At 61.8% G+C, this 25,546-nt stretch carries 26 protein-coding genes and 1 riboswitch; of the genes, 17 read left to right on the top strand and 9 right to left on the bottom strand.

Going from position 1 to position 25,546, the window contains the following annotated elements:
• Positions 1–2 precede the first annotated feature (2 nt).
• Genes NWP14_RS16945 through acpT form a run of 9 tightly spaced genes read left to right on the top strand, consistent with a single transcriptional unit; the run spans position 3 to position 8,070 of the window.
• Positions 3–425: an acyl-CoA thioesterase gene (locus NWP14_RS16945; RefSeq protein ID WP_375215706.1), complete on the top strand. Its 423-nt coding sequence runs from the start codon at positions 3–5 to the stop codon at positions 423–425.
• The gene (locus NWP14_RS16940; RefSeq protein WP_331835133.1) at positions 422–1,027 is read left to right on the top strand and encodes an outer membrane lipoprotein carrier protein LolA; all 606 of its coding nucleotides are present in this window, start codon (positions 422–424) and stop codon (positions 1,025–1,027) included. The genes NWP14_RS16945 and NWP14_RS16940 overlap by 4 nt, the downstream gene beginning before the upstream one ends.
• Positions 996–3,320 carry an MMPL family transporter gene (locus NWP14_RS16935; RefSeq protein WP_375215705.1) on the top strand — a complete coding sequence of 775 codons (2,325 nt, stop codon included), beginning with the start codon at positions 996–998 and terminating at the stop codon, positions 3,318–3,320. The genes NWP14_RS16940 and NWP14_RS16935 overlap by 32 nt, the downstream gene beginning before the upstream one ends.
• On the top strand, positions 3,317–3,901 hold the full coding sequence (locus tag NWP14_RS16930) for a DUF3261 domain-containing protein (protein ID WP_375215704.1): 585 nt from the start codon (positions 3,317–3,319) through the stop codon (positions 3,899–3,901). The genes NWP14_RS16935 and NWP14_RS16930 overlap by 4 nt, the downstream gene beginning before the upstream one ends.
• A 1-nt stretch (position 3,902) precedes the next feature.
• Positions 3,903–5,072 carry a beta-ketoacyl-[acyl-carrier-protein] synthase family protein gene (locus NWP14_RS16925; RefSeq protein WP_375215703.1) on the top strand — a complete coding sequence of 390 codons (1,170 nt, stop codon included), beginning with the start codon at positions 3,903–3,905 and terminating at the stop codon, positions 5,070–5,072.
• Entirely contained in the window at positions 5,069–5,545 is a 477-nt protein-coding gene (locus tag NWP14_RS16920) for a 3-hydroxy-fatty acyl-ACP dehydratase (protein WP_095102892.1), read from the top strand. The genes NWP14_RS16925 and NWP14_RS16920 overlap by 4 nt, the downstream gene beginning before the upstream one ends.
• Positions 5,542–6,273, top strand: a complete 732-nt coding sequence (locus NWP14_RS16915; RefSeq protein ID WP_095102891.1) for a 3-ketoacyl-ACP reductase FabG2 — start codon at positions 5,542–5,544, stop codon at positions 6,271–6,273. Before NWP14_RS16920 ends, NWP14_RS16915 begins: the two co-directional genes overlap by 4 nt.
• Positions 6,270–7,499: a beta-ketoacyl-ACP synthase gene (locus NWP14_RS16910; protein ID WP_315301322.1), complete on the top strand. Its 1,230-nt coding sequence runs from the start codon at positions 6,270–6,272 to the stop codon at positions 7,497–7,499. Before NWP14_RS16915 ends, NWP14_RS16910 begins: the two co-directional genes overlap by 4 nt.
• 1 nt (position 7,500) lies before the next feature.
• Positions 7,501–8,070, top strand: a complete 570-nt coding sequence (gene acpT, locus NWP14_RS16905; protein ID WP_375215702.1) for a 4'-phosphopantetheinyl transferase AcpT — start codon at positions 7,501–7,503, stop codon at positions 8,068–8,070.
• 1 nt (position 8,071) lies between these two features.
• On the opposite strand, the gene arnF is transcribed toward acpT, so the two are convergent.
• The 8 genes from arnF to NWP14_RS16865 all read right to left on the bottom strand — a co-directional run bounded on the left by arnF (position 8,072) and on the right by NWP14_RS16865 (position 16,346).
• Positions 8,072–8,455: a 4-amino-4-deoxy-L-arabinose-phosphoundecaprenol flippase subunit ArnF gene (gene arnF, locus NWP14_RS16900; RefSeq protein WP_375215701.1), complete on the bottom strand. Its 384-nt coding sequence runs from the start codon at positions 8,453–8,455 to the stop codon at positions 8,072–8,074.
• Positions 8,455–8,793 carry a 4-amino-4-deoxy-L-arabinose-phosphoundecaprenol flippase subunit ArnE gene (arnE, locus tag NWP14_RS16895; protein ID WP_375215700.1) on the bottom strand — a complete coding sequence of 113 codons (339 nt, stop codon included), beginning with the start codon at positions 8,791–8,793 and terminating at the stop codon, positions 8,455–8,457. Before arnE ends, arnF begins: the two co-directional genes overlap by 1 nt.
• Positions 8,790–10,445 (bottom strand): lipid IV(A) 4-amino-4-deoxy-L-arabinosyltransferase, encoded by a 1,656-nt coding sequence (gene arnT, locus NWP14_RS16890; RefSeq protein ID WP_375215699.1) that lies wholly within the window; start codon positions 10,443–10,445, stop codon positions 8,790–8,792. The genes arnE and arnT overlap by 4 nt, the downstream gene beginning before the upstream one ends.
• Complete coding sequence (arnD, locus tag NWP14_RS16885; protein WP_095102883.1) at positions 10,442–11,344, bottom strand: 4-deoxy-4-formamido-L-arabinose-phosphoundecaprenol deformylase; 903 nt, start codon at positions 11,342–11,344, stop codon at positions 10,442–10,444. The genes arnT and arnD overlap by 4 nt, the downstream gene beginning before the upstream one ends.
• A complete protein-coding gene (gene arnA, locus NWP14_RS16880) occupies positions 11,341–13,326 on the bottom strand; it encodes a bifunctional UDP-4-amino-4-deoxy-L-arabinose formyltransferase/UDP-glucuronic acid oxidase ArnA (RefSeq protein ID WP_331835126.1) in 1,986 nt (661 codons plus the stop codon). The genes arnD and arnA overlap by 4 nt, the downstream gene beginning before the upstream one ends.
• A complete protein-coding gene (arnC, locus tag NWP14_RS16875; RefSeq protein WP_095102880.1) occupies positions 13,323–14,306 on the bottom strand; it encodes an undecaprenyl-phosphate 4-deoxy-4-formamido-L-arabinose transferase in 984 nt (327 codons plus the stop codon). The genes arnA and arnC overlap by 4 nt, the downstream gene beginning before the upstream one ends.
• Before the next feature lies 1 nt (position 14,307).
• Positions 14,308–15,447, bottom strand: coding sequence for a UDP-4-amino-4-deoxy-L-arabinose aminotransferase (gene arnB / locus NWP14_RS16870; protein ID WP_095102879.1), 1,140 nt, complete (start codon positions 15,445–15,447; stop codon positions 14,308–14,310).
• Between the two features lie 395 nt (positions 15,448–15,842).
• A complete protein-coding gene (locus NWP14_RS16865; RefSeq protein WP_095102878.1) occupies positions 15,843–16,346 on the bottom strand; it encodes a phenolic acid decarboxylase in 504 nt (167 codons plus the stop codon).
• A 99-nt stretch (positions 16,347–16,445) separates the two neighbouring features.
• Between NWP14_RS16865 and NWP14_RS16860 the strand changes: the two genes are divergently transcribed.
• The 8 genes from NWP14_RS16860 (at position 16,446) to NWP14_RS16825 (ending at position 24,117) form a co-directional block, all read left to right on the top strand.
• Positions 16,446–17,306, top strand: a complete 861-nt coding sequence (locus NWP14_RS16860) for a LysR family transcriptional regulator (protein ID WP_331835124.1) — start codon at positions 16,446–16,448, stop codon at positions 17,304–17,306.
• Between the two features lie 151 nt (positions 17,307–17,457).
• Positions 17,458–19,005 carry a nickel ABC transporter substrate-binding protein gene (nikA, locus tag NWP14_RS16855; RefSeq protein WP_375215749.1) on the top strand — a complete coding sequence of 516 codons (1,548 nt, stop codon included), beginning with the start codon at positions 17,458–17,460 and terminating at the stop codon, positions 19,003–19,005.
• Complete coding sequence (gene nikB, locus NWP14_RS16850; protein ID WP_375215698.1) at positions 19,005–19,949, top strand: nickel ABC transporter permease subunit NikB; 945 nt, start codon at positions 19,005–19,007, stop codon at positions 19,947–19,949. The genes nikA and nikB overlap by 1 nt, the downstream gene beginning before the upstream one ends.
• Positions 19,946–20,779: a nickel ABC transporter permease subunit NikC gene (gene nikC, locus NWP14_RS16845; RefSeq protein WP_375215697.1), complete on the top strand. Its 834-nt coding sequence runs from the start codon at positions 19,946–19,948 to the stop codon at positions 20,777–20,779. The genes nikB and nikC overlap by 4 nt, the downstream gene beginning before the upstream one ends.
• The gene (gene nikD / locus NWP14_RS16840; RefSeq protein WP_375215696.1) at positions 20,779–21,543 is read left to right on the top strand and encodes a nickel import ATP-binding protein NikD; all 765 of its coding nucleotides are present in this window, start codon (positions 20,779–20,781) and stop codon (positions 21,541–21,543) included. The genes nikC and nikD overlap by 1 nt, the downstream gene beginning before the upstream one ends.
• Positions 21,540–22,331: a nickel import ATP-binding protein NikE gene (nikE, locus tag NWP14_RS16835; RefSeq protein ID WP_375215695.1), complete on the top strand. Its 792-nt coding sequence runs from the start codon at positions 21,540–21,542 to the stop codon at positions 22,329–22,331. The genes nikD and nikE overlap by 4 nt, the downstream gene beginning before the upstream one ends.
• Positions 22,319–22,735: a nickel-responsive transcriptional regulator NikR gene (gene nikR, locus NWP14_RS16830; RefSeq protein WP_095102871.1), complete on the top strand. Its 417-nt coding sequence runs from the start codon at positions 22,319–22,321 to the stop codon at positions 22,733–22,735. The genes nikE and nikR overlap by 13 nt, the downstream gene beginning before the upstream one ends.
• A 128-nt stretch (positions 22,736–22,863) precedes the next feature.
• A riboswitch (M-box (ykoK) riboswitch) is annotated at positions 22,864–23,047 on the top strand.
• A 56-nt stretch (positions 23,048–23,103) separates the two neighbouring features.
• Complete coding sequence (locus NWP14_RS16825) at positions 23,104–24,117, top strand: magnesium transporter (RefSeq protein ID WP_375215694.1); 1,014 nt, start codon at positions 23,104–23,106, stop codon at positions 24,115–24,117.
• A 43-nt stretch (positions 24,118–24,160) separates the two neighbouring features.
• Here NWP14_RS16825 and NWP14_RS16820 read toward each other — a convergent pair whose 3' ends face one another.
• On the bottom strand, positions 24,161–25,354 hold the full coding sequence (locus tag NWP14_RS16820) for an NAD(P)/FAD-dependent oxidoreductase (protein WP_095102869.1): 1,194 nt from the start codon (positions 25,352–25,354) through the stop codon (positions 24,161–24,163).
• Between the last annotated feature and the right edge of the window lie 192 nt (positions 25,355–25,546).

The raw sequence follows: 25,546 nt of genomic DNA, 5'->3' as shown, positions 1-25,546 counted from the left end.
GGGTGCTTAACGATCCCCGTTTTACTGCCGAGGTAGAGCTGACCGTCCCGTTTCACGACGTCGATATGATGGGCGTGGTGTGGCACGGCAACTACTTCCGCTACTTCGAGATTGCCCGCGAGGCGCTGCTCAATCAGTTCAACTACGGCTACCGGCAGATGAAAGAGTCCGGCTACCTGTGGCCGGTCGTCGACACCCGCGTCAGGTACCGCGACGTGCTGACCTTTGAACAGCGTTTTCGCGTGCGCGCCCGCCTCGAAGAGTATGAGAACCGGCTACGCATTAGCTATGAGATCGTTGACGCGGTCAGCGGAAAACGGACCACCACCGGCTACACCATTCAGGTCGCGGTAGAAGAGAAAAGCCGGGAAATGAGCTTCGTCAGCCCGGATATTTTGTTTGAACGCATGGGGGTCACGCCATGAAACTCTGGCCCCTGCTGGCGCTGCTCGTCAGCCCGCTGGTCAGCGCGCTGACGCTCGACGATCTGCAGCAGCGCTTCACCGGGCAGCCGGTTATCCGCGCCCACTTCGATCAAACCCGCACCATCAAGGATCTGCCGCAGCCGCTGCGATCCCAGGGGACGATGCTGATCGCCCGCGATAAGGGTCTGCTGTGGGATCAAACCCAGCCGTTCCCGATGCAGCTGCTGCTCGATGACAAGCGAATGGTGCAGGCGATTAACGGCCAGCCGCCGCAGACCATCACCGCCGACAGCAACCCGCAGATGTTCCAGTTCAACCATCTGCTGCGGGCGCTGTTCCAGGCCGACCGCAAGGTGCTGGAGCAGAACTTCCGCGTTGAATTCACCGATGCGGGCGCAGGCCGCTGGACGCTGCGCCTGACGCCGATAGCCACGCCGCTGGATAAAATCTTCGCCACCATCGATCTCGGCGGGCAGGCCTACCTGGAACGCATTCAGCTGAACGACAGGCAGGGCGACCGCACCGATATCACCCTTTCTCAACATCAACTTACGCCAGCGCAACTGACCGATGACGAACGCCAACGATTTGCTGCACGGTAACCGCAAGAGCTTCGCGCTGCTGTGGGGACTCGTCTGCCTTGTGATGCTGGGCGTGCTGCTGGCGCTGCTGCCCCAGTCGCGGATGAACAGCAGCGTGCTGGCGATGCTGCCGAAACAGGCGCTGGGCGCCGTTCCTCCGAGCCTCAATGAGGGCTTTATGCAGCGCCTTGATCGGCAGCTGGTGTGGCTGGTCAGCCCCGGCAAGCAGGCCGATCCGCAGGTTGCCCGCGAGTGGCTCAGCCTGCTGCAGAAATCCCACGCGCTGGCGACGGTGAAAGGCCCGATGGATGCCGACAGCCAGCAGGCCTGGGGCACGTTTTTCTGGCAGCACCGCAACGGGCTGATTGATGATGCCACCCGCGCCCGCCTGCAAAACGGCGGCGAAGCCCAGGCGCAGTGGGTCCTCTCTCAGCTCTATTCCGCTTTTTCCGGCGTCAGCGGCAAAGAGCTGCAAAACGACCCGCTGATGCTGATGCGCGGTTCGCAGCTGGCGATGGCGAAAAACGGCCAGCGTATGCAGCTGAAGGATGGCTGGCTGGTGACCGAGGATCGGCAGGGCAACCAATGGTACCTGCTGCACGGCGAGCTGGCGGGCTCCTCGTTTGATATGCAGCAAACGCATCGTCTGGTGACCACCCTCTCCGCCCTGCAAACGGAGCTCAAGGCCCGCTATCCGCAGGCTCAGCTGCTCTCGCGCGGCACGGTATTTTACAGCGACTACGCCAGCCAGCAGGCAAAACGGGACATCTCAACCCTCGGCGTTGCCACGATATTTGGCGTTATTATGCTCATCGTCGCGGTCTTTCGCTCGCTGCGTCCGCTGATCCTGAGCCTGATCTCCATCGGCATCGGCGCGCTGGCGGGCACCGTCGCCACGCTGCTGCTGTTCGGCGAACTGCACCTGATGACGCTGGTGATGAGCATGAGCATTATCGGTATTTCCGCCGACTACACGCTCTACTATCTGACCGAGCGGATGGTGCACGGCAACGAGGTCACGCCGTGGCAAAGCCTCGCCAAGGTACGCAACGCGCTGCTGCTGGCGCTGCTGACGGTGGTCGTGGCCTATCTGATTATGATGCTCGCGCCTTTCCCCGGCATTCGCCAGATGTCGGTATTCGCCGCCGCCGGGCTAAGCGCCTCCTGCCTGACGGTCATTTTCTGGCATCCGCTGCTCTCCCGCGGCCTGCCGGTGCGTCCGGTACCGGCAATGGTCCTGATGCTGCGCTGGCTGGCGGCATGGCGACGCAATAAAAAGCTCGCCATCGGTCTGCCGGTCGCCCTGGCGCTGTTCTCGCTGGCGGGGATAGCCACCCTGCGCGTCGATGACGATATTTCCCAGCTGCAGGCGCTGCCGCAGCCTCTTCTGGCGCAGGAAAAGACGATCGCGGCCTTAACCGGCCAGGGCGTCGATCAGAAGTGGTTCGTGGTCTACGGCAGGACGCCGCAGCAAACGCTGGAGCGGCTGGAAGCCTTTGTACCCGCGCTGGAACAGGCGAAAAATCAGGGTCAGCTTAACGGCTATCGAACGATCCCCCTGAACTCGCTGGCCCGTCAGCGCCAGGATCTGACGCTGCTGAAAGCGGCCTCCCCGGCGGTCAGCCGCGCGCTGCAAAGCGCCGGGCTGCAGGCGGTCAATGCGGATCTCAACCCCATGCCGGTCACCGTGGAGGCCTGGCTTGCCAGCCCGGCCAGCGAAGGCTGGCGCCTGCTATGGATAACCCTGCAGAACGGCGAGAGCGGCGTGCTGGTGCCGGTTGACGGCGTGAAGGAGAGTCCGGCGCTGAAGGCCCTGAGCACGAAATATAGCGGCGTGGCGTGGGTCGACAGGAAAAGCGCTTTCGACGAGCTCTTCGCCCTCTATCGCCATTTGCTGACCGGACTGCTGGGTATCGCCCTGGCCACCATCGCCTGCGGGGCGGTTCTGCGCCTCGGCTGGCGCAAAGGGCTTATCAGCCTCGCGCCTTCGGTACTCTCATTAGGCTGCGGCCTCGCGGCGCTCTCCCTCAGCGGCCATACGCTTAATCTGTTTTCGCTGCTGGCGCTGGTGCTGGTGCTGGGGATCGGCATCAACTACACGCTGTTTTTCAGCAATCCGCGCGGCACGCCGCTGACCTCGCTGCTGGCCGTCACCCTGGCCATGATGACCACGCTGCTGACCCTCGGCATGCTGGTGTTTAGCTCAACCCAGGCGATCGCCAGCTTTGGCATCGTGCTGGTTAGCGGGATTTTCACCGCCTTCCTGCTATCGCCCCTGGCGATGCCCGGCAAAAAAGGGAAAAAAAGAAGATGATGAAGCACAAACTCGGCCGCGCCCTCGCGCTGATTGCCACCTTAGCCCTGGCCGGCTGCGGCCATTCGCAAAAGGCGCAGCAGGGGCGCCCGCAGGCGTGGCTGGAGCCGGGCGCCCGCGTGACGCTCCCGGCGCCGGGCATCTCGCCGTCGCTCAGCTCACAGCAGCTGCTGACCGGCAGCTTTAACGGCCAGACCCGGTCGCTGCTGGTAATGCTCAACGCCGATGCGCACAAGGTGACGCTGGCCGGGCTCTCGTCGGTGGGCATTCGTCTGTTCCTCGTCACCTATGACGAAAAAGGCGTGCATACCGAACAGTCGATCGTGGTGCCGCAGATGCCGCCCGCCAGCCAGGTGCTGGCGGACGTGATGCTCAGCCACTGGCCGATAGCGGCCTGGCAGCCGCAGCTGCCGAAAGGCTGGACGCTGACCGACGCCGGCGACAGGCGCGAGCTGCGCAACGCCCGCGGCAGGCTGGTGACGGAAATCACCTACCTGAACCGCAAAGGCCGCCGTGAACCCATCAGCATTCAGCAGCAGGCCTTCGGCTACCACATCACCATTCAATATTTGGGCGACTGAGATGATCTACATTTCCGCTGTCGGCATGATCAACGCGCTGGGCAACAGCCTCGACGAGATCGCCTGCAACCTGACGCGCGGTATCGCCCCCGGTATGCGCCCGCGCGCCGGCTGGCTGCTGGGACAACCGCAGGCGATACTCGGCGGCGTTGACGGCGAGCTGCCCGCCATCGGCGATGCTTTTGCGGCCCACCGCTCGCGCAACAATCAGCTGCTGCTGGCGGCGCTGGCGCAGATTCAGCCGCAGGTGGACGACGCTATCGCCCGCTACGGCCGCGATCGGGTGGCGGTGGTGCTTGGCACCAGCACCTCCGGGCTCGATGAGGGCGACAGGCACGTGGACTTCACGCTCAACGCGAAGGCGAGCGCAGCCTGGCACTACCCGCAGCAGGAGCTGGGCGACCCGTCGCGCTTTCTTAGCCACTGGCTGGATCTCGACGGCCCGGCCTTTACCCTCTCCACCGCCTGCTCCTCCAGCGCCCGCGCGATAATCAGCGGGCGGCGGCTGATCGAGGCCGGCCTCGCGGACGTGGCGATTGTCGGCGGCGCCGACTCCCTCAGCCGGATGCCTGTGAACGGCTTCCACAGCCTGGAGTCCCTCTCCCCAACGCTATGCCAGCCCTTCGGCCGCGACCGCTGCGGAATTACGATTGGCGAAGGCGCGGCGCTGATGCTGCTGACCCGGGAGCCGCAGCCCATCGCCCTGCTCGGCGTGGGCGAGTCCAGCGATGCGCACCATATTTCGGCTCCCCATCCGCAGGGCGAAGGGGCCATCCGCGCCATTCGCCAGGCGCTCGACGATGCCGGTATCGCCGCCGACGCGGTGGGCTACATCAACCTGCACGGTACCGCCACGCCGCTTAACGACCAGGTGGAATCGCAGGTGGTGAGCGCGCTGTTTGGCGAGCAGGTGCCGTGCAGCTCCACCAAGCATCTGACCGGCCATACGCTTGGCGCGGCGGGGATCACCGAGGCGGCAATCGCCATGCTGATCCTCCAGCGCAGCCTGCCGCTGCCCGCCCAGGATTTCAGCCTTTCGCCGCGCGACCCGGCGCTGCCCGCCTGCGGCATTATCGAGAAAGCGCAGCCGCTCGCCCGGCCGACGATCCTGTCCAACTCGTTCGCCTTCGGCGGCAATAACGCCAGCATTCTGCTCGGGAGAGTTTTATGAACCACTATTTGTCGCCCGGCGACTACCTGCCGCACGACGCGCCGATGCTGCTGCTGGAAGAGGTGCTGAAGGTCACTGACGAAACCGCCGTTTGCCGCGTTGCCGTCACCGGCCGCAGCGTGCTGGCGCCGTTTCTTGACGCCGACGGCAACCTGCCCGGCTGGTTTGCGCTGGAGCTGATGGCGCAGACCGTCGGCGTCTGGTCAGGCTGGCATCGCCGCCGGCAGGGGCAAAGCAGTATTGCGCTCGGCATGGTGCTCGGCGCCAGGGAGCTAATCTGCGCCGCGGGGGTTCTGCCCGCCGGCCGGACGCTGACCATCAGCGTTAATCTGTTAATGCAGGACGCGCGTTTTGGCAGCTTCGAGTGCGCCATCAGCGCCGGGGATGAGGCGCTGGCAACCGGCAGGGTGAATACCTTCCAGCCTACCGCCGAAGAGTTAACGACGCTTTTTAATCAGGGAGAGAAACCATGAGTCGTTCAGTATTAGTGACCGGTGCCAGCAAGGGCATCGGCCGCGCCATCGCCTGCCAGCTGGCGGCGGACGGTTTTACCGTCGGCGTTCATTACCATCGCGACGCCGAGGGCGCGCGGGAAACCCTCGAGACCCTGCAGGCCGCCGGCGGCGCCGGGCGGGTGCTGAGCTTTGACGTCGCCAACCGCGAGCAGTGTCGCGAGGCGCTGGAGCAGGATATCGCCGCCCACGGTCCGTGGTACGGCGTGGTAAGCAACGCCGGGATCGCCCGCGACGGCGCCTTCCCGGCGCTCAGCGACGACGACTGGGATTGCGTTATCCACACCAACCTCGACAGCTTTTACAACGTTATTCAGCCGTGCATTATGCCGATGATCGGCGCCCGTCAGGGCGGGCGGATTATTACCCTGTCATCCGTTTCCGGGGTGATGGGCAACCGGGGTCAGGTCAACTATAGCGCGGCGAAGGCGGGCATTATCGGCGCCACCAAAGCGCTGGCCATTGAGCTGGCGAAACGCAAAATCACCGTCAACTGCATTGCGCCGGGGCTGATTGATACCGGGATGATCGAGATGGAAGAGGCCGCGCAGAAAGAGGCGATGGCGCTGATCCCGATGAAGCGTATGGGCCAGGCGGATGAAGTTGCCGGGCTGGCCAGCTATTTAATGTCCGACATTGCGGGTTACGTCACCCGCCAGGTTATTTCCATCAATGGAGGTATGTTATGACACGCCGTGTCGTGATTACAGGGATGGGCGGCGTCACCGCCTTTGGGGAAAACTGGCAGGACGTTTCCGCCAGGCTGCTCTCTTACGAGAACGCCGTGCGCAAGATGCCGGAATGGCAAATCTATGACGGCCTGCACACCCTGCTCGGCGCGCCGATCGACGATTTCACCCTGCCGGAGCACTATACCCGCAAGCGTATTCGCGCCATGGGCCGGGTATCGCTGATGTCCACCCGCGCCAGCGAGCTGGCGCTGGAGCAGGCCGGCCTGATCGGCGAGGCGGTGCTCACGAACGGCGAAACCGGTATTGCCTACGGCTCTTCGACCGGCAGCACCGGCCCGGTGAGCGAGTTTGCCACCATGCTGACGGAAAAGCATACCAACAACATTACCGGCACCACCTACGTACAGATGATGCCGCACACCACCGCGGTCAACACCGGCCTCTTCTTCGGCCTGCGCGGGCGGGTTATTCCCACCTCCAGCGCCTGCACGTCCGGCAGCCAGGCCATCGGCTACGCCTGGGAAGCCATTCGCCACGGCTATCAAACGGTGATGGTGGCCGGCGGCGCCGAAGAGCTCTGCCCGTCCGAAGCGGCGATCTTTGATACCCTCTTCGCCACCAGCCAGCGCAACGATGAGCCGAAAACCACCCCGTCGCCGTTCGACGCGCGTCGCGATGGCCTGGTAATAGGCGAAGGCGCCGGTACGCTGATCCTCGAAGAGCTGGAGCACGCCAAAGCGCGCGGCGCGACGATCTACGGCGAAATCGTCGGTTTTGCCACCAACTGCGACGCCGCGCATATCACCCAGCCGCAGCAGGAAACGATGCAAATTTGCATGGCGCAGGCGCTCAGCATGGCCGGTTTACGCGCCGAAGATATCGGCTATATCTCGGCCCACGGTACGGCGACCGATCGCGGCGATATTGCCGAAAGCCGGGCCAGCGCCGCCCTCTTCGGCAGTCGCGTGCCGATCTCTTCGTTGAAAAGCTATTTTGGCCATACGCTGGGCGCCTGCGGGGCGCTGGAAGCCTGGATGAGCCTGCAGATGATGCGTGAAGGCTGGTTCGCCCCGACGCTCAACCTGCGTCAGCCGGACCCCCAGTGCGGCGAGCTCGATTACATCATGGGTGAAGCGCGCAGGATTGACTGCGAGTATCTGCAGAGCAATAACTTCGCCTTTGGCGGCATCAACACCTCCATCATCATTAAACGTTGGTCTTAATATGTATCGGCTTTTGCTGGGGAAAATTTCGACCTTAAGCACGCGGGCGCTGCCGCCGGCGCTCTCCGCCCTCGCGCCGCAGAGCGCGCGCCGCGCCGGCTGGTTAGCCGGCCGCGCGCTGCTGTATCAGGCGGTGACGCCGCTGCCCGAGATTATCTACGCCGAACAGGGCAAGCCGGGGTTTTCTGACGGGACGTCGCTGTGGTTTAACCTCAGCCACAGCGGCGACGATATCGCGCTACTGCTCAGCGACGAGGGGGAAGTCGGTTGCGATATCGAAGTCATTCGCCCGCGAGAAAACTGGCGTCGGATCGCCAATGCGGTATTTAGCTCTGGCGAGCATGCGCAGGTGGAGGCCGAACGGCCGGAGCAACAGCTGGCGGCGTTCTGGCGCATCTGGACGCGTAAAGAAGCGATCGTTAAGCAGCGTGGCGGCAGCGCCTGGCAGATTGCCAGCGTCGACAGCTGCTTCCGCTCCCGGCTGTCGGTCAGCCAGCTCCAGCTTGGCGCCCTCAGCCTGGCGGTGTGCACGCCGACGCCGTTCGAGCTCAAGGTCGAACGGCTGGGCTAAGCTATCCTTTACGCTTCAGCGGCCAGAAGATGGTCAGCACGCCGGCGACGATAATCAGCACGCCCAGCAGCGAGCGCCAGCGGAAAGCCTCATGCCAGCCGGGCAGCCAGATAGCGGCGGCCCACACCACAATGTAGCTCAGGCTCAGCAGCGCATAGGCTTTGGCGAGCGGCAGACGGTGCAGCGCAAAGTACCAGCACACCATCGACAGCAGATAGCCGCTCAGCCCCAGCGCCAGGCCGAAGGTGCCGGCCCGGAGATGGACAAGATGGCCGATAAACGTGACCAGGTCGGTCAGCGGCGGCAGCTCGACCATCGCCCCGCGCAGCAGCAGCTGCGCGGCGCTGACCAGCCCGACGCTAAGCAGCGCCCAGATTAAGCCCATCAGACGCTACTCCCGAGAATCACGATACCCACGACAATCATCCCGACCCCGACCCAATGGCGGCGCGCTACCGGCTCGTGCCAGACGCCCCACGCCGCGAGGGTGACCCAGACGAAGTTGAGGCTCAGCATCGGGTAGGCGATACTCACCGGGATCGCCTGCAGCACGCTCAGCCACAGCAGCATACCGCCGCCGAGCGCCAGCAGCGCCAGCCCCAGCCAGCCGAGAATATGCCGCCCGCGCAGTCCGGATTTGGACGGGCGGGTGGCCTGTTTTTGGCACAGCTGCCCGGCGCAGCTCAGCAGGCTGGCGAGCGCCAGGCAGATCCAGATGCTCATTGCGGCAGATACTGGATGAACACAACCCGTCCTAACTCATAGGAGTTGTCGGGTTTCGGTAGCGCCAGGTCGTTCATATTCTCCCCTTTGTCCATCAGCAGAACCAGCGACACCGGCCCCTGCTGACGATGCGTCTCCAGCCAGCTGGCAAAGTCGCCCTCGCTGACGAAGCGGCCCTGCGCATCCGGCCAGTCGAGACCGTATTTTAGCTCACCCTGCTTATCGAACAGAATGATATCGCTGCGCCTGAGCTCCCACGACAGGCCGCCGGCAATACCGACGTTATTGGTCAGCACGTAGCGGCTTGGCGCCAGCGACTCGCCGACGATATCGACCATAAACTGCGGCTGCTTGCTATCAATGACCCGGTCAGGGATCGCGAAGCCCACCAGCAGCGCCAGCCCCAGCGGGCAGCAGGCGGCGAGCGGCCAGCGCCGGGCGCTGTCCTTCATCGTCAGCCAGCCCACCAGCGCCCAGAGCGCAAATATCAAGGCCGCCAGCAGACATTTATACAGTTCAATCTGCGACCACACCGGCTTGTGCATGAAGCTCCACGGCGAGACCGCCAGCACCGCCAGCAGGCCAGCCAGGCCGAAGCCGATGTTGATCATGGCGTTGATGCGCAGCACCTTCGCCCCCGCTTTCGCCGCATTCAGCGCATAGCGGGCCATCAGGATCGCCAGCGGCCCAAAGCACGGCAGGATGTAGGTCGGCAGCTTGCCCTTGGCGATGCTAAAGAACAGCAGCGGCATCACCACCCAGCCCAGCAGATACAGCGCGCCGCGGGCGTCGTCGCGTTCGGTCCAGCCGCGCTTCAGCGCCCCGGGCAGCAGCGCCAGCCACGGCAGGCTTCCGGCAATCAGGAACGGAATGTAGTACCAGAACGGAGCTTTATGCTGAGCGTCTTTCTCGGCAAAGCGCTGAATATGCTCCACCCAGAAGAAGTAGCGCCAGAAGTCCGGCTCGCGCTGGGCAATAGCCAACCCCCACGGCAGCACCACCAGCGCGCAGACGCCCACCGACAGCCAGCCCCAGGTCAGCACTTCGCGCCAGCGCTTACGCGCAATTACCCACGGCAGTACGCCAACCACCGGCACCGCCAGCGCGAGGAAGCCTTTGGTCATCACCCCCATCCCGCAGGCCACGCCCAGCAGGAGATAGCCGGCCACTTTGCCCTTCCGGGTCTGCGCCTGAGCGGCGCCCCAGAAGCTGCACATGGCGAGGGCCATCCACATGGCGATCATCGGGTCCAGCACCGCATAGGTGCCGATACCGTAGACCAGCAGCGCGGTCAGGAACATCACGCCGGAGAGGATCGCCAGCCGTTTATCCCGCCAGATCCGCCACGCCAGCCAGGCAACCAGCAGCGCGGTCACGCTGATGGAGAAGACCGAGCCAAAGCGCACGCCGAAATTGTTGTGGCCAAACAGCCACTGCCCGATGCTGTTAATCCAGTAGCCGGCAATTGGTTTTTCAAAGTAACGCAGCCCGAGGAAATGCGGCACCACCCAGTCGCCGGAGGCCAGCATTTCGCGGCTAATCTCCGCGTAGCGCGTCTCGTCAGGCTGCCAGAGCAGGCGGAAATTCAGCGGCAGTACGTAATACAGGGCAAACAGCGCCAGCAGGGAGATACCATAACGAATGCTTTTCATACGTCCTGACTCAATAATTGTTCACGCCCAAGCCAGCCTTCCCGGCCGGCCAGTTCACCGCGTACCACCTTGCCCACCGGCAGCTCGCTAAAATCAGCGGGCAGCAGCTGGCTTAGCGGACAAAACTGGATCTCTTCCTGCGCCGCCATCGTCAGCAGCTCATCAAACTGCTGCGCAAACGCAATGCCTTCAACTTCGGCATGAATGGTATAGACCGGGACGCCCGGGTCGCGATGAATGCAGTCCAGCAGATAGCGATTAAAGCCGCCGGCATCAACCGCGCTGCCGACAACCTCATCCCAGGTGGGAAGCGTGACCGGGATCTGCACGGTACCCAGCGTCTCGTTGCCGAGCTGCGGCCGGAAGGGGCGGCTGCCCCGGCAGTCGCTGTTGTAGAGAAAATCGAAGGACTCTTTGGCTTTGATAACCCGCTGGTCGGCGCGCCAGCCGGCGACGGCGGAGCAGGTCACCGGCTGGCCAATAATCCGCTCCAGCTCCAGCAGCCCGCGCTCAACCTCCAGGGTCAGGCGCTCCTGCGGCCAGACGCCGCTCCACGCCTGCCAGCTGTAGTGATCCCAGGCGTGCAGGCCCACCTCATGGGCCTGCGCCGTCGCGCGCAGCACCTCTTCATTGCCCGCGCCGATGCGCCGCCCGGGCCAGGCTGTACCGGCCAGCAGGATGTCCCAGCCGTACAGCGAGGCCGCCTTTGAGCGCAGCATCTTCCACAAAAACTTCGGTTTTATCAGGCGCCACAAATGGCGCCCCATATTGTCCGGCCCAACGCTAAAAAAGAAGCTTGCCTGAATCCCGTGCTGGGCCAGAAGGCTCAGCAGCCGCGGAACTCCGTCCCGCGTGCCGCGAAAGGTATCAACATCTATGCGTAAGCCGACCTGTTTCATGATCTCTTATCATCCGCCAGTTCAACGGTGCGCAGGAAGAAGTCGAGGGTATGCTCGACGGTCTCTTCCATCGGTACCGTCGGCGTCCAGCTCAGGCAGCGCTTCGCGTTGCGGATGCTCGGCTTACGGTGCTCGACGTCCTGATAACCTTTACCGTAGTAATCGCTGCTTTCGACATCGCGGAAGCCGGCGAACGGCGGGAAGCTGCCGCGCAGCGGATGGCGCTCGAAGCAATCCAGCAGCATCTCCGCCAGCTCTTTAATACTGGCTTCGTTATCCGGGTTACCGATGTTGATAATCTGCCCGTCGCAGCGGCCGTCTTTGTTCTCGATAATCCGGAACAGCGCTTCAATACCGTCGCTGATATCGGTGAAGCAGCGCTTCTGCTTACCGCCTTCGATAAGCTTAATCGGCGAGCCCTCAACCAGGTTGAGGATCAGCTGGGTAATGGCGCGGGAGCTGCCGATACGCGCGGCGTTGAGGTTATCCAGACGCGGCCCCATCCAGTTAAACGGACGGAACAGGGTGAAGCGCAGAGCGGCTTTATCGCCGTAGGCCCAGATAACGCGGTCGAGCAGCTGCTTCGATACCGAATAAATCCAGCGCTGCTTGTTGATCGGCCCCACCACCAGGTTCGAGCTGTCTTCATCGAAGTTTTTATCGGTGCACATACCGTACACTTCAGAGGTCGACGGGAAGATAATGCGCTTATCGTACTTCACGCAGTCGCGGATAATCTTCAGGTTCTCTTCGAAGTCCAGCTCGAACACGCGCAGCGGGTTACGGGTGTATTCGATAGGCGTGGCGATCGCCACCAGCGGCAGAACCACGTCGCATTTCTTAATGTGATACTCAATCCATTCGGAGTGAATGCTGATATCCCCTTCGACGAAGTGGAAACGCGGATTCTCAAGGAAGCGGCTGATGGCATCGGAGCCGATATCCAGACCGTAGATTTCGTAATTATCGTCCTGCAGTAAGCGCTCGGTCAGATGGTTGCCGATAAACCCGTTAACGCCGAGGATCAGCACGCGGGTGCGGCGCTTAATCGCCACCACCGGTTTGCTGCTCAGCACGGCGCCAGAGACCAGGCCCAAAGCCTGCGCCAGCTGCGTACCCTGAATATAGACGCCGCGATCGGTCTGACCGGTGACGATTTCCAGCGCTCCGTCCTGGCAGGCCACCACCAGCGGCGTGGTGGAAATCACCGTCCCCGCCTTCGCTGCCGGCAGGTCGTGACGGACGCGAGATTTCCAGACGATAAATTTGCTGGCGCCGGTATAGCCAAACGCGCCCGGCCACGGATCGGATACGGCGCGGACCAGGTTATGCAGGGTTTGCGCGGGCTGCTCCCAGTCAAGACGGCCATCTTCCGGCGTACGGCGGCCGACGTAGGTCGCCTGGCTCTCATCCTGCGCGCGCGCGTCAATTTTGCCTTCACGGATCGCCGGCAGCGCCTGGCCCAGCAGCTCGGATGCCGCCGAGCACAGCCTGCGGTGCAGGGTCAGCGCCACGTCATCGCCCCCGATAGCCACCGTCTGCTGCGCGACGATATCGCCGGCATCGGCGCGGCTGACCATGCGGTGCAGGGTGACGCCCGTTTCGCTTTCACCGTTGACCAGCACCCAGTTCAGCGGCGCGCGGCCGCGATATTTCGGCAGCAGGGAGCCGTGCAGGTTAAAGGCGCCCTGCGGCGCAATATTGAGGATCTCATCGCCCAGCAGATTGCGGTAGTAGAAGGAAAACAGGACGTCCGGCGTCATTTCGCGGATACGTTCAATCCACAGCGGGTGATTCACATCTTCTGGCGCCCACACCGGGATACCTTGTTCCGCAGCGATACGCGCCACCGAACCAAAGAAATGGTTTTCGCCGGGGTTATCCGGATGGGTGAAAATAGCGGCAATGTCATACCCGGCGTCCAGCAGGGACTGAATACCGGCACAACCCATATCGTGATAAGCGAAGACTACGGCTTTCATGAACGATCTTCCTCTTGAGATGCCGTTTCCGGCTGACGAACAACACGTTGAATAAAGTAGCGGGGGCGGGCGCGAACATCGTTATAGATGCGGCCGATATACTCCCCAAGCAGACCCATGCCGACAAACTGGGCGCCGATAAACATAAACAGCACGGCAAAGAGCACGAATACCCCTTCGGCCGCCCACTGCGGGCCTAATACCAGGCGCAGCACAATCAGCAGGATCGAGAAGGCAAAGCCCAGCAGGGCGATCACGCTGCCGAAAACGCTGAGCAGGCGCAGCGGCGTGGTGGTCAGACAGGTCACCAGGTCGTACATCAGGTTAATCAGGCGCATAAAGCTGTATTTGGAATCACCGAACTCACGCTCGGCGTGCATCACCGGGATCTCCACCGCCCGGCGGGCAAAGGTATTCGCGAGGATCGGGATGAAGGTGCTGCGCTCGTGGCAGTTGAGCATCGCGTCGATGATATGGCGGCGATAGGCCCGCAGCATGCAGCCGTAATCGCCCATCGCTTTGCCGGTGGTGCGCTGGATCAGGCGGTTGATCATCTTCGACGCGGTTTTACGGAAGAAGGTATCCTGGCGGTTCTGACGTACGGTACCGACCACGTCATAGCCCTCGTCCGCTTTCTCCACCAGCCGCGGGATCTCCTCCGGCGGGTTTTGCAGGTCGGCATCGAGGGTGATAATCAGATCGCCGGTGACGTGGCTAAAACCCGCCATGATCGCCGAGTGCTGGCCGTAGTTGCGGTTCAGCAGCACCGCCACGACGTGGCTGCCTTCGGCTTCGGCCGCCGCCGTCAGCATGCGGGCGGAGTCATCGCTGCTGCCATCATCGACCAGCAGGATTTCATATTCGCGCCCAAGGGTGGCGCAGGCGCTATCCGTGCGGCGAATGAGCTCTGGCAGGCTCTCCTGCTCGTTATAAACAGGGATAACCACCGAGACCTTCTTCACGGGAGGATAAGTAAACATATTAACGTCCTGACAGCTGGTGCAGAGCGGAGATAACGCGGGTGACGTCGTCATCGGTCATATCCGGGAACAGCGGGAGTGAACAAATGCGCGCGCTGTTCCATTCCGTGTTCGGCAATGACAGCGTCGGGAAGCGCTCGCGGTAATACTTTTGCGTATGCGCCGCGCGGAAATGCAGGCCGGTGCCGATCCCCATGGCTTTCAGCTGCTCCATTAAGGCATCGCGATTAATGCCGCAGAGGGCCTCATCGACGCGAATAATAAACAGGTGCCAGGCGTGCTGGTGCTCCCAGCCCGGCACCTGCAGCGGCGCGAACGGGGTATCCGCCAGCTCGCTCAGATAGCGGCGGGCGATGTCGGCGCGACGCCGGTTGGCGTGCGGCAGCTTCTCCAGCTGCACCAGCGCCAGCGCGGCGTTGATATCGGCCAGGTTGTACTTGAAGCCCGGGGAGATCACCTCCGCCTGCGGAGCGCGGCCGAGGGTCTGGCGGTCGTAGGCATCAACGCCAAGGCCGTGGAATTTGAGGCTACGGATACGCGAAGCCAGCTCGTCGTCATCGGTGACGATCAGGCCGCCTTCGGCACAGGTCATATTTTTAATGGCGTGGAAGGAGAAGATTGCGGTACCGCGGCTGCCGACGTGACGGCCCTTGTAGTAGGTCCCCGCCGCGTGGGCGGCATCTTCAATCACCGCGATGCCGTGACGCTCGCCGACGGCGCGAATCGCGTCGATATCCGCCGGCGCGCCCGCGTAATGCACGGGAACGATGGCCCTGGTGCGGGGGGTAATCGCGGCTTCGACCGCTTCAGCGGCGATCATCAGGTTATCGCGATCGACGTCGATCATCACCGGCGTCGCGCCCAGCAGACAGATCATGTTCAGGGTCGAGACCCAGGTCTGCGAAGGGGTGATCACCTCATCGCCGGCGCCGATGCCCAGCGCCATCAGCGTGACGTGCATGCCGCCGGTCGCCGAGCTGACCGCCACCGCATGCCGGTTGCCGGTCAGCGTGCAGAAGGCCTCTTCCAGCGCCTGATTTTTCGGCCCGGTAGTGATCCAACCTGATTGCAAAACTTCACGCAGCGCGGCCAGCTCTGCGTCACCCATTGACGGGCGCGAAAACGGCAAAAATTCGCTCATCATTTTCCTGTTCTGTATATGGCCCGAACAAACTCAGGCCGGTAGAAAAAAATATCCTGCGCCAGCGGACTTAAACAAAATGAAAATGAAATTCTTTCAATGCCACATTTTCATTCCAGGGTATTTGACGTTATTTAATTTAGACGGGGTTGCTTAGGATAATATTAAGAAATTAATATAGTTGGCGATCGACAATACAACCAGTTGTTTTATAAATAAGTTTATTAACTGTGATGGCGGTTTTAAGCGGGGAATTCGGCCCCTGACTCAGAACGGGCCAGGAGCACGGGGCGGTAAAGTAAACAAACATTAAACCGTTAAACAATAAATAAAATTTTACTCTATGATACTAAAGAGAGAAATCTTACATAGATCACAAAATTATTTCCGGAGTATTACAAGTTTGCAGGAAAATCTGCAGGTAATTGGTTAGCAGGACAATTAATAATAGCGTCATTATCCGCGCCGCAGTCGCGAACAAAGGTAATTGTCGCAAACTCGTCAATCACTTCCGTCGGATAGGCCGGGCCGGCGGCGCGGTACGACTCCATCAGCGGGATATGCTCATTCTGGAAGCAGACGGTTTTTTGCGGATCGTTGATAACCCAGCGCGGAAAGAAGATGGTGCCGTGAAACAGCCGATCGCCGAGATTAACGATCAGGCTGACGTCAGTCCCGGTCGGTTCGGTCCACGAGATTTTATAGATGCTGGCCCCCACCCGAACGATAAAAGCCTGCTGATCTTTTACCCACCGGTTGCCGACGATCCCGCTATGGATACGGTAGTCCAGGGTGCGGCCGTTTTTGACGTAAATTTCGTAATTCCACCCGTTATCGTAGGTATAAACCAGATGTTTGCCGATAAAACCGCTCAAATCGTGTTTGTCGAAAGCGTTCATTGTGCTTGCTCCTCTGTTGTTGGAACCCAGAGTACTGCTTTAAAAAATGAATAAATAACGCTATGTTTTGATTGAATCCATCCACTTTTTAGATGAATTATGCACAAGACAACGCTCGAACAATGGGCCCTGCTGGAGAAGGTTATCGCCCTGGGCAGCTTTGCCAGAGCCGCGGAGGAGACCCATCGCAGCCAGTCGTCGGTCAGCTACAACCTCGCCCTGCTGCAGGAAAGGCTGGGGGTAACGCTGCTGACGCCATCCGGGCGCCGCGCGGTATTAACGCCGGCGGGCGAGCTGCTGCTCGCCCAGGTTAAGCCGCTGCTGCAGGCTTTTTATTATGTTGAAAATCACGCTATTGCGCTGCGCAACGGCGCCCGTACCAGGCTCGATCTGGTCGTCGACAGCATTTTTCCTCGCCAGCGGCTGTTTGCTATTCTGCGCCAGTTCCAGCAGCGCTACCCGCAAACCCAGGTCAGGCTGACGGAGGTGCTGGAAAACATCGGCGACGAGAGCGCGGCGCGCGGCGAGGCTGACGTGATGGTGCTCACCCGCCGCCAGGACATTACCGGCCGCGGCGAGTGGCTGATGAACATCGATTTTATCGCCGTCGCTCACCGGGACCATCCGCTCGCCGCCCTCGACGGGCCGCTGGACGATAGCGCCCTGGCCCGCTGGCCGCTGGTGCAGATCGCCGATCGCCACAATGAACGCCAGCCGGGCCGCGACGCGTGGACCTTCTCCACCATTGATGCCGCTATTGATGCCGTGCTGTATCAGGTCGGTTTCGGCTGGCTGCCCGAAGAGCGCATTCGTCCGCAGCTCGCCCAAGGGGAGCTGAAGCCGCTGCCGCTGAGCCACGGCGCCCGACGCGCGACCCCGCTGCACCTGATCGTCAAGCGCGACGTCACCCCCATTGATGAACAGCTCGCCACGCTGCTGGATCTCTTCAGGCGCCCCTGACGGCGCCGCTTATATATGATTTTCTTATACTATCGGGCCATTGATTGATCTGAGTTACTCCTAAAGTATGATGAATTATTAAAATCATCATACTTTCCTGCTCACTGAGATTAACGCTTTGTCGATCCTCCGCACCTTTTTCCGCCCTTTTCTGACGGCGGTTTTCATCTGTCTGCCTCTGCTAACCGGCGCCGCCGCGCGTGAATTAGTTACCGCCTGGCCGGTTAACGTAGGTCCTCTGAACCCCCACCTCTATACCCCCAACCAGATGTTCGCCCAAAGCATGGTCTACGAGCCGCTGGTCAAATATCAGCAGGATGGCTCGGTCAAGCCGTGGCTGGCGAGCAGCTGGAGCCACTCCGCGGACGGGAAAGTCTGGCTGTTTACCCTGCGCAGTGACGTGCAGTTCTCCAACGGCGAGCCGTTTAACGCCCAGGCGGCGGTAGCCAATTTTCAGGCGGTGCTGGCGAACAGGCAGCGCCACGCCTGGCTGGAGCTGACCAACCAGATCAGCGATGTCAGAGCGCTGAGCGATACCCGGCTGCAAATCACCCTCAAAAGCGCCTACTACCCTTTTCTCCAGGAACTGGCTCTGCCGCGTCCGTTCCGCTTTATCGCCCCGTCACAGTTTGTTGACGGCGGCACCCTGCACGGCATTAAGGCGCCCATCGGCACCGGGCCGTGGGTGCTGAAAACCGCGAAACTCAACCAGTTTGATGTGCTGGTGCGTAACCCACGCTACTGGGGCGAAAAACCGGCGCTTGACCAGGTGACCGTAAAGGTGATCCCGGACCCGATGACCCGCGCCGTGGCCTTTGAAACCGGCGATATCGATCTGCTCTATGGCAACGAGGGCCTGCTGCCGCTGGATACCTTCGCGCGTTTCAGCCATAACCCGGCCTGGCGCACCCAGCTTTCTCAGCCCGTCGAAACGGTGATGCTGGCGCTTAACTCTGCCAAAGCGCCCACTAATGAGCTGGCGGTGCGGGAAGCGCTAAACTATGCGGTCAACAAAAAGTCGCTGATCGACAACGCGCTGTACGGCACCCAGCAGGTCGCCGATACGCTGTTTGCCCCTTCGGTGCCCTACGCCAATATCGGCTTAACGCCGCGCCGCTACGATCCGCAGCGGGCTAACGCCCTGCTGGAAAAGGCCGGCTGGCTGAAGCCCGCAGGCGAGGAGATCCGCCGGAAAAATGGCCAGCCGCTGCGCATCGAGATGTCGTTTATCGGCACCGACGCCCTGAGCAAATCCATGGCGGAAATTATGCAGGCCGATATGCGTCAGGTTGGCGTCGACGTCGTGCTGAACGGCGAAGAAGAGAGCAGTATTTATGCCCGCCAGCGCGACGGGCGCTTCGGCATGATTTTTAACCGCACCTGGGGCGCACCGTACGATCCGCACGCCTTTATGAGCTCAATGCGCGTGCCCTCTCACGCCGACTATCAGGCCCAGCTGGGATTAGCCGATAAGGCGCTTATCGACCAGCAGATTGGCAAGGTGCTGACGACCACCGACGAAACCCGGCGCCGGGCGCTGTATCGCGACATCCTCACCCGCCTGCACAACGATGCGGTCTATCTGCCCATCAGCTACGTCTCGATGATGGTGGTGGCAAAACCCGAGCTCGGTACGATCCCCTACGCTGCCATCGCCGCCGAGATTCCGTTCGAACAGATCCGGCCGGAGCAGCCCTGATGCGACGCTACGTACTGCGGCGCATCCTGCTGCTGATACCGATGATTTTCGCCGCCTCGGTCATTATCTTTCTCATGCTGCGTCTCGGCACCGGCGACCCGGCGCTGGACTATCTGCGCTTATCAAATCTTCCGCCGACGCCGGAGATGGTGGCCTCCACGCGCGCGATGCTCGGGCTGGACCAATCGCTCGTCACCCAGTACGCCAGCTGGCTATGGAAGGCGCTGCATCTCGATTTTGGCCTCTCCTTCGCCACCCAGCGACCGGTGATCGACGACGTGATGCACTTCCTGCCCGCCACACTGCAGCTGGCGGGCGCGGCGCTGGTCATTATCCTGCTGACCTCCGTGCCGCTGGGGATTTGGGCCGCCCGCCATCGCGATCGCCCGGCGGATTTCATCGTGCGGGCGATCGCTTTTCTCGGCGTCTCGATGCCCAACTTCTGGCTCGCCTTCCTGCTGGTGATGTTTTTTTCCGTCTATTTGCAGTGGCTGCCGGCGCTGGGCTACGGCGGCTGGCAGCACCTTATTCTGCCCGCGGCGTCGATAGCCCTGATGTCGCTGGCCATTAACGCCCGCCTGCTGCGTGCCAGCATGCTGGAGGTTGCCGGCCAGCGCCACGTCACCTGGGCGCGGCTGCGCGGGCTGAGCGACAGGCAAACCGAACGCCGCCATATTCTACGCAACGCCTCGCTGCCCGTGGTGACCGCTATCGGGATGCATATTGCCGAGCTGATTGGCGGCACGATGATTATCGAAAACATCTTTGCCTGGCCGGGCATCGGGCGCTACGCGGTGTCGGCCATCTTTAACCGCGACTACCCGGTGATCCAGTGCTTCACGCTGGTGATGGTGGTGGTGTTTGCGCTCTGCAACCTGACGGTTGACCTGCTCAACGCCGCGCTGGACCCGCGCATTCGCCGCCATGAAGGAGTACGCCAGTGAACCTTTTTCTTTCCGCCCGCTGGCCGGTTCGCCTGGCGCTGATCGCCATTATCCTGCTGGTGCTGATCGCCCTCACCGCCCAGTGGTGGCAGCCCTACGACCCGCAGGCCGTTGATTTACCGTCACGCCTGCTCTCGCCGGACGCCCGGCACTGGCTGGGTACCGACCACCTGGGACGCGATATTCTTTCCCGTCTGCTGGCCGCCACGCGGGTTTCTCTCGGCGCGGTGCTGGCCTGCCTGCTGCTGGTGCTGACGCTGGGGCTGGTCATCGGCGGCTGCGCCGGGCTAATGGGCGGCCGGGTCGACCAGCTCACCATGCGGGTTGCCGATATGTTTATGACCTTCCCGACCTCAATCCTGTCGTTTTTCATGGTCGGCGTACTGGGTACCGGTCTGACTAACGTGATTATCGCCATCGCCCTGTCGCACTGGGCATGGTACGCGCGGATGGTGCGCAGCCTGACGATTTCGCTACGCCAGCGCGAGTTTGTGCTCGCCTCCCGGCTTTGCGGGGCGGGGCATATCCGCGTCTTTGTCGATCATCTGGCAGGCGCGGTGGTGCCGTCGCTGCTGGTGCTCGCCACGCTTGATATCGGCCATATGATGCTGCACGTCGCCGGTATGTCGTTCCTTGGCCTCGGCGTCAGCGCGCCGACCGCGGAGTGGGGAGTGATGATTAACGACGCGCGCCAGTACATCTGGACCCAGCCGCTGCAGATGCTGTGGCCGGGCCTGGCGCTGTTTATCAGCGTGATGGCCTTTAACCTGGTGGGCGACGCGCTGCGCGATCGTCTCGATCCTCACCTGATCGCGGAGCATAGCCACTGATGCCACAGAAGATCGAGCTCGAGCAGTTCACCCTCCACGCCGGGCAACCTCTGGTCCACGATCTGTCGTTGACGCTGCGCCGCGGCCAGGTTCTGGCGCTGCTCGGCAGCAGCGGCTGCGGGAAATCGCTGACCTGCGCCGCGGCCCTTGAGGTTCTGCCGCCCGGCGTCCGACAAAGCGCCGGGCGCATCCTGCTCGACGGGATACCGGTCCACGGCAGGCAGCTGCGCGGAGGCACCGTCGCCACCATCATGCAGAATCCTCGCAGCGCCTTTAACCCGCTGCACACCATGGCGGCTCACGCCCGGGAAACCTGCCGCGCCGTCGGCCGGCCGCTGGATGAGTCCTCATTTATCGCCGCGCTGGAGGCGGTGGGGCTGGAGAACCCCGCCCGGCTGCTCAGGCGCTATCCCTTCGAGATGAGCGGCGGCATGCTGCAGCGGATGATGATTGCCCTGGCCGTGCTGAGCGAGGCGCCGTTTATCTTTGCTGATGAGCCCACCACCGACCTCGATGCCGTCGCCCAGGCGCGCATTCTTGACCTGCTGGAAGAGATCGTCGCCACCCGCGGCCAGGGCCTGCTGCTGATCACGCACGATATGGGCGTTGTGGCGCGGCTGGCGCACGAGGTCGCGGTGATGGATGGCGGTCGTATTGTCGAGCGCTGCGATGTGGCAACCCTGTTCAGCGCCCCGCAGCATCCGGTCAGCCGGCGGCTGCTGGCGGCGCACCTGGCGCTGTACGGAATGGAGAGCAGAGCGTGAATTTACTTAACGTCGCTGGCGTCAGCCACGGTTATCCGCATCACCCGGCGGTGCTGCAGCAGATCAATCTCAGCATCGCACCGGGGGAGACGGTCGCCCTGCTCGGCCGCAGCGGCTGCGGCAAGAGCACCCTCGCGCGAATGCTGGTGGGGCTGGAGTCGCCGAATTGCGGCGTCGTCGCCTGGCGCGATACGCCGCTCACGGCCCTGAAGGATGAGGCTCTGCGCACCTTTCGCCGCGATATCCAGCTGGTTTTTCAGGACCCGCTGAGCGCGGTGAATCCGCGTAAAACGGTGCTGGAGATTATCAGCGAACCGCTGCACCACCTGTTCCGCTACTCCCGCGATGAGCGCACGGCGCAGGTGAAGGCGATGCTGCAGGCGGTCGATCTCTCCGCTGACCTGCTCCACAAGCGCCCGCTGCAGCTCAGCGGCGGCCAGCTCCAGCGCGTGTGCCTGGCCCGGGCGCTAGTCGTCAGGCCGCAGCTGCTGATCCTTGATGAGGCGGTGTCGAATCTGGATCTCGTCCTGCAGGCGGAGATCGTTGCCTTGCTCAAGCGTCTGCAGGTACAGTTTTCTACCGCCTGCCTGTTTATCACCCACGACCTGCGGCTGGTCGAACGCTTTTGCCAGCGGGTGATGGTGATGGAGAGCGGGCAAATTGTTGAAACGACGGAGATAAGCTCACCGCTGCGTCTTCAGTCCACGGCGGGCCGGGCGCTACAGCGCGCGGTACTTCCCGCTTTTCCAGCCTCCCTGACTAAAGAGAAACGGCCATGCAGCGCGTAACCCTGACCCTTGATGATGAGCTCCTCGCCACCCTTGATACGCTCAGCGAACAGCGGGGCTATAACAACCGCTCGGAAGCGGTGCGCGATATTTTGCGCAACGCCCTGATGCATGAGCACGCGCAAAAGAGCGAACAGCGCGGCTACGCGGTGCTCTCCTACGTGTATGAACACGAGAAGCGCGAGCTGGCGAGCCGGCTGATTGCCACCCAGCACCATCACCACGATCTCTCCGTCGCCACGCTGCATGTGCACATCAGCCACGATGACTGCCTGGAGATTGCGGTGCTAAAGGGGGAGATGGGCCAGGTGCAGCACTTCGCCGATGAGGTGATTGCCCAGCGCGGCGTGCGCCACGGGCATTTGCACTGCCTGACCGCCGAAGAAGAGCACTCCCACCCATAGTATCGCCGTCGGCGGGAACACGATGGCGGGCCGGTAAACAAAACCGCCGCCGTTTATCAACAGTTGATAAACCTGTTGAATTATAAGCTTGGTGAACGATCCCCCTTCGCCAATAATGGCGCCTCATTTAACGATCTCGTTATGGCGAGGCTCCTGCACAAATATAAGTTACCGCCCTGCTGGTATCGAGAGAGACCACTCAGGGAAATACAGGCATCCATCGAATCAAGGTGTTGCCAAGGTAACTTCTGACGGCATTCGTGCCGGACGGATACGTTGTGCAGTGCTAAAACCAGGACGTAGGGATCTGCCTGTGCTCATCCTGTCTTGTTCGCCCCTATGAGTGATTTTTTATAGGGAATTACACCATGTCATCCATCCAACACTGCGCCACCCATCCGGCTACCGCCGCCTTCGACGGCGATGCGATCGCCCAGTACATGCGTACCGATTTTATTACGCTGCCGGAGCAGCTCAGCGTCCATGAAGCGCGGGAGCGCTTTGTCTCGCAGCTCAGCAGCGATGATATTCCAGGCCAGGTTTTCGTCGTCGCCGGCAGGAAGCTGCGCGGCAGCCTGTCGATTAAAAAACTGCTGCAGGAGAGCGATACCACTCAGCCTATTCGCTACTTAATGGACAGCTGCCTGTTCCGCGTCAAGCCCGATGACGAGCGCCAGCAGGTGGTTGCCGAACTGGGCGAACGCGGGCTTACGCTGGTGCCGGTGGTCGAAAAAGGCGAGCTGGTCGGCTGCCTGATGGAGAAAGAGATCGCCCATCTGCTGGAAGATGAGGTCACCGAAGACGCGCATCTGCAGGGCGCCACGCTGCCACTGGAGAAGCCCTATCTGGAGATCAGCCCGTGGACGCTGTGGAAGAAGCGTTCGGTCTGGCTGCTGCTGCTGTTCGTCGCAGAAGCCTACACCAGCAGCGTGATACAGCACTTTGAAGAGGCGCTGGAATCGGCCATTGCGCTGGCCTTCTTCATCCCGCTGCTGATTGGCACCGGCGGCAACAGCGGCACGCAGATCACCTCCACGCTGGTGCGCTCCATGGCGCTGGGCGAAGTGCGGCTGCGCGATATGGGGCGGGTTATCCGTAAAGAGGTCTCGACGTCGCTGCTGATCGCCCTCACGCTCGGGCTGGCGGGATGCCTGCGCGCCTGGATGATGGGCATCGGAATGGAAATCACGCTGATCGTCAGCCTGACGCTGGTGTGCATTACGCTATGGAGCGCGCTGGTATCGTCGGTGATCCCGATGGTGCTCAAGCGCGTCGGCATTGACCCGGCGGTGGTCTCCGCGCCGTTTATCGCCACCCTGATCGACGGGACCGGGCTGATTATCTACTTCAAAATCGCCCAGTATTTTCTGGGATTGAACTAACTGGCCAGGTGTCAGCCTCCCGCAGCGGGAGGCTGACACCGTCTTACGCCTGGGCCAGCGCCTGCGCGCAGGCCCAGGCGGAGGACCACGCCCACTGGAAGTTATAGCCGCCGAGCCAGCCGGTGACGTCCATGACTTCGCCGATAAAATAGAGCCCCGGCACGTTACGCGCTTCCATCGTGCGGGACGAGAGTTCGTTGGTATCCACGCCGCCGAGGGTCACTTCCGCCGTGCGGTAGCCCTCGGTGCCGTTTGGCTGCACCCGCCATGCGGTCAGCATCTCAACCAGCGCCTCCTGCTCGCGGAGGTTAAGCTGCTTCAGCGTCACATCCGGGATCTGCCCCAGCTGCTGCAGGCACTCGACCAGACGCTTCGGCAGCTGCATGGCCAGGGTATTTTTCAGGCTTTGATTCGGATGCTCGGCCCGCTGCTGGTTGAGGAAGTCGTCGAGATTGCAGTCTGGCAGCAGATTGACGCTGACGAACTCCCCGGGCTGCCAGTAGCTGGAAATTTGCAGCACCGCCGGGCCGGATAGCCCGCGATGGGTAAACAGCAGATTCTCACGGAAAAGCGTGCCGTTTTCGGCGCTAATGGTCGACGGCACCGATACGCCGGAGAGCACCTGCAGCTGCTCAAGCAGCGGTTTATGCAGGGTAAAAGGCACCAGGCCGGCGCGGGTCGGCAGCACCGTCAGGCCAAACTGTTCAGCAAGCTTGTAGCCGAACGGCGACGCGCCAAGGCCCGGCATCGACAGGCCGCCGGAGGCGACAACCAGCTTGTTCGCCGCCACCGTTTCGCCGTTAAGCTGTAGCGTGAAGCCCGCGTCGTCGCGCTCGACGCTAAGGATCTCCGTGCGCAGGCGGATCTGCACGCCGCCCTTTTCGCACTCGGCCAGCAGCAGGTTGACCACCTGCTCGGCAGAATCATCGCAGAACAGCTGACCGAGCGTCTTCTCATGCCAGGCGATGCCGTGTTTACCCACCAGCTCGATAAAATCCCACTGGGTGTAGCGCGCCAGCGCCGACTTGCAAAAATGCGGGTTCTGGCTGAGGTAGGCCGCCGGCTCGATATACATATTGGTAAAATTGCAGCGCCCGCCGCCGGACATCAGGATTTTACGGCCCGGCTTTTTGCCATTATCCAGCAGCAGCACGCGCAGCCCCGCCTGGCCTGCCTGCGCCGCACAAAACATTCCCGCCGCCCCGGCGCCGATTACAATGGCATCAAATCTTTCCACACTGCTTTCCTCATGTCCCGATTGTCGGGAATTGTAAATATTTCACGCTGGTCGCACCAGCGCGAAAAATTAAGTATTTATGTACATCATTGAAAGATATAGGATTACTCCCAAGCGAGGCGGGCGCAAAGAGCAGGGAAATCAAAAAAAGTCTATATTTCACTTTGCCCACGCCGCCAAAGTCACTGATAA

It is taken from the genome of Klebsiella sp. C349492, assembly GCF_042055345.1.
Lineage (GTDB): Bacteria > Pseudomonadota > Gammaproteobacteria > Enterobacterales > Enterobacteriaceae > Klebsiella > Klebsiella scottii.
This window is presented reverse-complemented; position numbering and strand designations above follow the sequence as displayed.

What these genes read in the sequence shown, in the direction of transcription:
- NWP14_RS16940 (WP_331835133.1), top strand. Translation starts at nt 422, where the DNA reads ATGAAACTCTGGCCCCTGCTGGCGCTGCTCGTCAGCCCGCTGGTCAGC.
- NWP14_RS16935 (WP_375215705.1), top strand. Translation starts at nt 996, where the DNA reads ATGACGAACGCCAACGATTTGCTGCACGGTAACCGCAAGAGCTTCGCG.
- NWP14_RS16930 (WP_375215704.1), top strand. Translation starts at nt 3,317, where the DNA reads ATGATGAAGCACAAACTCGGCCGCGCCCTCGCGCTGATTGCCACCTTA.
- NWP14_RS16925 (WP_375215703.1), top strand. Translation starts at nt 3,903, where the DNA reads ATGATCTACATTTCCGCTGTCGGCATGATCAACGCGCTGGGCAACAGC.
- NWP14_RS16920 (WP_095102892.1), top strand. Translation starts at nt 5,069, where the DNA reads ATGAACCACTATTTGTCGCCCGGCGACTACCTGCCGCACGACGCGCCG.
- NWP14_RS16915 (WP_095102891.1), top strand. Translation starts at nt 5,542, where the DNA reads ATGAGTCGTTCAGTATTAGTGACCGGTGCCAGCAAGGGCATCGGCCGC.
- NWP14_RS16910 (WP_315301322.1), top strand. Translation starts at nt 6,270, where the DNA reads ATGACACGCCGTGTCGTGATTACAGGGATGGGCGGCGTCACCGCCTTT.
- acpT (WP_375215702.1), top strand. Translation starts at nt 7,501, where the DNA reads ATGTATCGGCTTTTGCTGGGGAAAATTTCGACCTTAAGCACGCGGGCG.
- arnF (WP_375215701.1), bottom strand. Translation starts at nt 8,455, where the DNA reads ATGGGCTTAATCTGGGCGCTGCTTAGCGTCGGGCTGGTCAGCGCCGCG.
- arnE (WP_375215700.1), bottom strand. Translation starts at nt 8,793, where the DNA reads ATGAGCATCTGGATCTGCCTGGCGCTCGCCAGCCTGCTGAGCTGCGCC.
- arnT (WP_375215699.1), bottom strand. Translation starts at nt 10,445, where the DNA reads ATGAAAAGCATTCGTTATGGTATCTCCCTGCTGGCGCTGTTTGCCCTG.
- arnD (WP_095102883.1), bottom strand. Translation starts at nt 11,344, where the DNA reads ATGAAACAGGTCGGCTTACGCATAGATGTTGATACCTTTCGCGGCACG.
- arnA (WP_331835126.1), bottom strand. Translation starts at nt 13,326, where the DNA reads ATGAAAGCCGTAGTCTTCGCTTATCACGATATGGGTTGTGCCGGTATT.
- arnC (WP_095102880.1), bottom strand. Translation starts at nt 14,306, where the DNA reads ATGTTTACTTATCCTCCCGTGAAGAAGGTCTCGGTGGTTATCCCTGTT.
- arnB (WP_095102879.1), bottom strand. Translation starts at nt 15,447, where the DNA reads ATGAGCGAATTTTTGCCGTTTTCGCGCCCGTCAATGGGTGACGCAGAG.
- NWP14_RS16865 (WP_095102878.1), bottom strand. Translation starts at nt 16,346, where the DNA reads ATGAACGCTTTCGACAAACACGATTTGAGCGGTTTTATCGGCAAACAT.
- NWP14_RS16860 (WP_331835124.1), top strand. Translation starts at nt 16,446, where the DNA reads ATGCACAAGACAACGCTCGAACAATGGGCCCTGCTGGAGAAGGTTATC.
- nikB (WP_375215698.1), top strand. Translation starts at nt 19,005, where the DNA reads ATGCGACGCTACGTACTGCGGCGCATCCTGCTGCTGATACCGATGATT.
- nikD (WP_375215696.1), top strand. Translation starts at nt 20,779, where the DNA reads ATGCCACAGAAGATCGAGCTCGAGCAGTTCACCCTCCACGCCGGGCAA.
- nikR (WP_095102871.1), top strand. Translation starts at nt 22,319, where the DNA reads ATGCAGCGCGTAACCCTGACCCTTGATGATGAGCTCCTCGCCACCCTT.
- NWP14_RS16825 (WP_375215694.1), top strand. Translation starts at nt 23,104, where the DNA reads ATGTCATCCATCCAACACTGCGCCACCCATCCGGCTACCGCCGCCTTC.